Here is a 5,764-nt window from a genome sequence, read left to right on the forward strand (position 1 = left end):
CCGTCCTCGGCCTGGTCGGCGGCGCGGTCCTCGACATCTACTCCTCGGGCCTCGCGCTGCTCTCCGCGGGGCTGCGCATCCCGCGCCCGCTCGCCGCGCTCGTCGACGGCGTGCTGATGATCGCCGGATCCGTGTACATCGTGTTCATCGCCGACGACTTCCTCGGCCCGTTCACGGGCTTCCTGACCACCCTCGGCGTGCCGATCGCCGGCTGGTGCGGCATCGTCCTCGCCGATCTCCTCCTGCGCCGCCGCGACTACGACGAGGCCGACCTCTACCAGCCCCGCGGCCGCTACGGCGACGTCCCCGCCCTGCCGCTGCTGCTCACCCTGGCGACCACCGCCCTCGGCTGGGGACTGGTCACCAACGCCTCCGCCGACTGGCTGACCTGGCAGGGCTACCTGCTCGCCCCCCTCGGCCTCGGCGGCAAGGACGGCTCCTGGGCCCACGCCAACCTCGGCGTCCTCGCGGCCCTGGCCCTCGGCTTCCTCGGCACGCTCGTCCTGGGCCGGCAGCGGGTGCGCGGACAGGAGGCGCCGGACGCGCAGGAGGTGCCCGCGTGACCGGGGCGCCCGCCCACCTGGCCGTCATCGACATGCAGCACGTCTTCGCCGACCCGGCGAGCCCCTGGGCGGCCCCGCGCTACACCGAGGCGGCGGCGGGCGTACAGCGGCTGCTGCCGGCCTTCGCCGACCGGATCACCTTCACCCGTTTCCTGGCCCCGGCCGAGCCCACCGGGTCCTGGCGGGCCTACTACGCCCGGTGGCCGTTCGCACTGCGCCCGCCGGACGCGCCCCTGTGGCGGCTGACGGACGAGTTCGCCGACGTGGCCCGGGACGTGCTGGACGCTTCGACCCTCGGCAAGTGGGGGCCGGCGCTCGCCGAGCGGGTGGGCCCGGGGGGCCGGCTGGTGCTGGCCGGGGTCAGCACCGACTGCTGTGTGCTGTCCACGGCGCTGGCCGCGGCCGACGCGGGCGTCGAGGTCCTGGTGGCCGCCGACGCCTGCGCCGGAGCGGACGACGCGTCGCACGCCAAGGCCCTGGAACTGATGGACCTGTACCAGCCACTGGTGCGGGTCACCGACGTGGCGGAGCTGCTGGCCGGAGCCGGCCGGCCCGGCGTCTCCTCACCTCCGGGAGGGGCCGAATCCTCGACGGGGTAGGTGAGTTGGTTCGTTTCGGACCTGTCGGGTCGTGCGGTGGTGGATGATCGTGGTGTGAGTACATGGTGGGAGAGACGCCGTACGGCCAGGCTGGCGAAGGTGGCGTACGGGCTGGAGTTCTTCGGCGCCGAACCGGTGGAGGACCCCGGTGTCGGTGAACTCGCCTGCTTGGCCCGGGATTTGGCGGGGGAGTACCGCGCCAGTGGCCGGGGCCCGGCGGTACACCGCGCCGGCGACTTCCTGGACCGGGCCGCTGCCGCGCTCCGGGCCGCCGACGGCCTGCGCGGCACCCTCCTCCCGGTGGTCAACCACCACCTGCGCCATGCCGATTCGGCGCTGGACGACGCCCGTGCCTGCCTGCTCGCGCAGGCCTCGCCCGCCACCTCGCCGGCCCCGCCCGGCTGACCGGGGCGAAGGGGGCGCGGGTGTCCGGCGGCGGTGCCCGTGGAGGGGTGGCCCGGCGGCGCCGGAGACGAGGCCGTCTTCGCCACCGCGGGCAGCACACCACTGACGTGTTCCCGCGCCGCCGCTTCTGACCCCGGGCCGCCCGCACCCCGGGCCGTCCGCACCCGGGCGGTCCGCACCCCGGGCGGTCCGGCTCCCGCACGCCCGGCCCCTGCGCGGACCGACCGCTTTGCCATTCGATTACCTTGTGGCATACGACCGTTGACGTATTTTACGGTCTCTTTCCCCCTCTCCGTTGACCGGCCACCCCGCCCGGCGCTTGGCTCTCCCTCACGCCCGCCGACGGGGAGAGGAACGGCGGGCCTCCACGAGGGGAGGAACGCCGTCATGCGACCGACCACCCGCATCGACAGAACCCGTGCCGGCCGTCGGCTGACCGGCACCGGGGCCGTCCTGGCCATCGGCGCTGTGCTCGCCCTGAGCGCCCCGCCGGCTCAGGCCGGGCCCGCGCCACGGGGCACCACCAGCCAGGTCGTCGTCGGCCTGAACGGCGCGAAGCCGAACGGCCCGAGCCAGAGCCTCGGCATCAGCGCCGATGGCCACTACGCACTGTTCACCTCAACCGCCGACAATCTGGTCACACAACCTTCAACCGTCTCCCACGTGTACGTCCGGGATCTTCGCAACGGCCGCACCGAGCGGATCAGCGTGCTCTCCGGCGGCACGCCGATGGGCGAGTTCAGCGACGAGGGATCGATCAGCGCGAACGGCCGCTACGTCGCCTTCGGCAGCGGCGACCGCACCCCGGTGGACGGCCACACACCCATCGGGGACAACAACATCTACGTCCGCGACCGGCTGACCGGCCGCACCGAGCTGATCACCGCGGGCGACGGATCGCTCACCCACACCCCGTACACCGCCAACAGCCCGTCGATCAGCGCGGACGGCCGCTACGTGGCCTTCGCCTCCACCCGTACCGACCTGGTGGTCGCCAACCGCCCCGCCTCACTGAACCAGCACCCGCTCGGCGTCGACGAGATCTACGTGACCGACCGCCGGACGGGCACCACCCAGTTGGCCAGCGTCGCCCCGGACGGTTCGTGGTCCGGCGGCACCAACCCGACCATCAGCGCGGACGGCCGCACGATCGGCTTCAGCTCCACCGCCGCCGACCTGGTCCCGGACGGGCAGCCGGTGTCCGGGGAGGCGGCCGCACCGCGGGCGTCGCGGGAGCGGAGCGGCCCGGGGGCCGGGCCCGGCCTCGCCGTACCGCGTCTCGCCGGGTACTACGTCCGCGACCTGGCCACCGGTACCACGCGGGTCGCCGCCACCGACCCGGCCGGCGCGCCCGCCCGGGCCGCTCGCGATGCCGTCATCAGCCCGGACGGGCGGACCGCCCTCTACTCGCTGTCCACGTCCAGCGAGCCGCGCCGAACCGTCAATCACCTGGAGCTCTACGCCCGGGACCTGCGCACCGGCGCCGTGAAGCTGGTCAGCACCCCGCTACCGGGCACCACCACCATCGGCAGCTCCGACCACGGCCGCATCACGGCCGACAACCGCTGGGTCTACTTCACCTCCAGCGCCGACAACCTGGTGACCGGCCCGCAGCAGCCGTTCCTGGGCCCGGACGTCTACCGTCACGACCTTCGCACCGGGCGCACCGAACGGGTGGCCGGCACCCCGGACGGGTCGCCCGGCAACGGCACCTCGTTCGACCCGTTCGTCGACGCCCACGGCGACACGGCGGTGTTCGGGTCCACCAGTGGTGACCTGGTCGCCGGCGCCGAGGGCCCGGAGGACCTCAGCCAGGTCTTCGCCCGCACCACCGGGCACGCTCGGGACGACGACGGCCAAGGCGAGAACCAGGACCACTGACACCGCGACGGCGCACCCGCTCGTCGCGGTGCGCCGCCCCCGAGGCAGCCGTGACGGCGCACCGGTCACGCGTGGGTGAGCCGGTGCCCCGTCCGTGCGGCCTCGGGGGTGGTTCCGGTCCAGCGGCGGAAGGCGCGGTGGAAGGAGCCGGTGTCGTCGAGGGCTGGTTCCCCGGCGGGGGCCGGCCCCCTAACGTGGAAGCCGCGAACCCCGTCCCACCCCGTAATGAGGACCCCGTGACCACGCAGAACACCAAGACCGCCCTCGTGACCGGCGCTTCCTCCGGCATCGGCGAAGCCACCGCCCTCAAGCTGATCGGCCTCGGCTACACCGTCTACGGAGCGGCCCGCCGCACCGACCGCCTCCAGAGGCTCGCCGAGCGCGGACTGCGCCCGCTGGCGATGGACGTCACCGACGATGACTCCTTGCGTGCCGGGGTCGAGCGCGTCATCGCCGAGACCGGCCGCATCGACGTCCTGGTCAACAACGCCGGGTACGGTTCGTACGGCGCGCTGGAGGACGTCCCGCAGGAGGAGGCGCGCCGCCAGTTCGACGTCAACGTCTTCGGCGCCGTGCGCCTGACCCAGCTCGTCCTGCCCCACATGAGGGCCCGGCGCAGCGGGACGGTCGTCAACGTCACCTCGATGGGCGGGAAGCTCCACACTCCGCTCGGCGGCTGGTACCACGGCACCAAGTTCGCCCTGGAGGGTCTCAGCGACTGCCTGCGGATCGAGGTCAAGCCGTTCGGGATCGATGTCGTCGTCATCGAGCCGGGCGGTATCGCCACCGAGTGGTCCGGCATCGCCGCCGACCAGTTGGAGAGGTCCTCCGCCGGCGGTGCCTACGCCCGCCGGTCCGCCGCGGTCGCCGCGTCCATGCGCTCCGCGGCGATGGCCCGGCGGATGTCCCCGCCCACCGTCATCGCCGACGCCATCGGAAAGGCCGTCACGGCCCGTCGGCCCAGGACCCGCTACGCCACCGGGTTCGGCGCACGCCCCCTTCTGACGCTGCGGCGTCTGCTGCCGGACCGGGCCTTCGACGCCGTGATCTCCCGCGTCATCGGTTCTTCCCGCTGACCTTCCGGGCGAGGGCCTTGGGGACGAGGGGGGTTCGGCCGCTCCCTTGTCCTGTTCGCGTTGCCCTGCTCGGGTGATCGGTGTGGATCGAAACCCGGTCGAAGGCGTGTCGGGTGGGCCCAGCCCATGTGTGAACTATAACCAGATTGTATGCCTGGCTGGAAAGTGTCCTTCTGCTCGGCCGCCGCCGTCCTGGTACTGGCCGCCGCGGGTTCCGTCACCGCTCAGTCGCGCGGCGGACCGGACGTCGGCGGGTTGGTGCTGTCGGTGACGGTCGACGGCCGGCCCGGCACCCCGGCGGCGAGGACCGGTGACGAGGTGAGGGTGAGCTACGAACTGCACAACGACGGCGAAACCCCGGTGACCGACGTGCGGATCACCGACACCCTCGTCCCCGGGGCCGAACCACGCTGCCCGGATGGAGCCGGGGACATCCCCCGGCTGAGCCCGGGCACCACTGTCGTCTGCACGGCGGCCCTGCGGGCCCAGCCCGGTGAGCACCGGGGCCTGGCCACCGTCAGTGGGGCCATGGAGTACGGCCGAGGCACCGTCACCCGTACGACGGATTCGGGCTACACCGGCATGGATGCGCTCGCGTCACCCGCGGCGGTGATGGCGGCGACGACGGTCGGAGCCCCCGCAGTGCTCGAAGGCCCCGTGTGCGGAGCGCCCACGCCCGGTCCGCCGTCGCCCGGTGCGCCTGGGGTGCCGTCCCCGGGCGCGCCCGGAGGCGGAGTGCCCGGGGTTCCCTCCCCGAGCGGTTCCGCACCCGGGGGGCCTGCACCGGGACCGGTTCCGGGCGTGCCGTCACCCGGCGCGCCCGGAGGCGGAGTGCCCGGGGTTCCCCCGCCGGGTGGTTCCGCACCTGGCGGGCCTGTGCCCGGGGCTCCCGGGGGCGGGGGAGCGGGAGCGCCCGCGCCCGCAGGCGGAGTGCGGGCTCCCGCACCCGGCGGGCCGGCCCCTGGCGGTGGTGCGCCCGGAATCGGCGGGCCGGGGGTTTCTGCGCCCGGCGCCGGGGCGCTGGGCGCCGGTGCGGCCGGTGCGGGTGCGGCCGGTGCGGGCGGTGCTGCTGCGGCGGCTGCTCCCGGGGCAGGTGCTGCCGCGCCAGGTGCTGTTGCGGGCGGAGCCGGGCCGGGCGCTCCCGTACCCGGGGCGCCGGGCGCAGGCGCGGCCGGTGCCGGCGGTGGTGGTGCGGCGGCGGCTGGTCCCGGGGCCGGTGCTGCCGGGCCAGGTGCTGCCG

The 5,764-nt window shown here is 74.5% G+C and carries 5 protein-coding genes and 1 pseudogene; all 6 read left to right on the forward strand.

Annotated elements, in window-relative coordinates:
• Nucleotides 1-563 (forward strand): annotated as a pseudogene (locus ACFRMQ_RS37060) (allantoin permease); the annotation flags it as partial.
• Nucleotides 560-1,162 carry an isochorismatase family protein gene (locus ACFRMQ_RS37065; RefSeq protein ID WP_380735253.1) on the forward strand — a complete coding sequence of 201 codons (603 nt, stop codon included), beginning with the start codon at nt 560-562 and terminating at the stop codon, nt 1,160-1,162. The pseudogene ACFRMQ_RS37060 and the gene ACFRMQ_RS37065, both read left to right, overlap by 4 nt.
• 54 nt (nt 1,163-1,216) lie before the next feature.
• The gene (locus ACFRMQ_RS37070; RefSeq protein WP_380735254.1) at nt 1,217-1,567 is read left to right on the forward strand and encodes a hypothetical protein; all 351 of its coding nucleotides are present in this window, start codon (nt 1,217-1,219) and stop codon (nt 1,565-1,567) included.
• Nucleotides 1,568-1,954: 387 nt separating this feature from the next.
• Nucleotides 1,955-3,448 (forward strand): hypothetical protein, encoded by a 1,494-nt coding sequence (locus ACFRMQ_RS37075; RefSeq protein WP_380735255.1) that lies wholly within the window; start codon nt 1,955-1,957, stop codon nt 3,446-3,448.
• Nucleotides 3,449-3,684: 236 nt separating this feature from the next.
• Nucleotides 3,685-4,524, forward strand: coding sequence for an oxidoreductase (locus ACFRMQ_RS37080; protein WP_380735256.1), 840 nt, complete (start codon nt 3,685-3,687; stop codon nt 4,522-4,524).
• Nucleotides 4,525-5,563: 1,039 nt separating this feature from the next.
• Nucleotides 5,564-5,764, forward strand: a 201-nt coding sequence (locus ACFRMQ_RS37085) for a hypothetical protein (RefSeq protein ID WP_380735257.1), incomplete at its 3' end; no start/stop codon positions are given.

The organism is Kitasatospora sp. NPDC056783, assembly GCF_042789895.1.
Taxonomy (GTDB): domain Bacteria; phylum Actinomycetota; class Actinomycetes; order Streptomycetales; family Streptomycetaceae; genus Kitasatospora.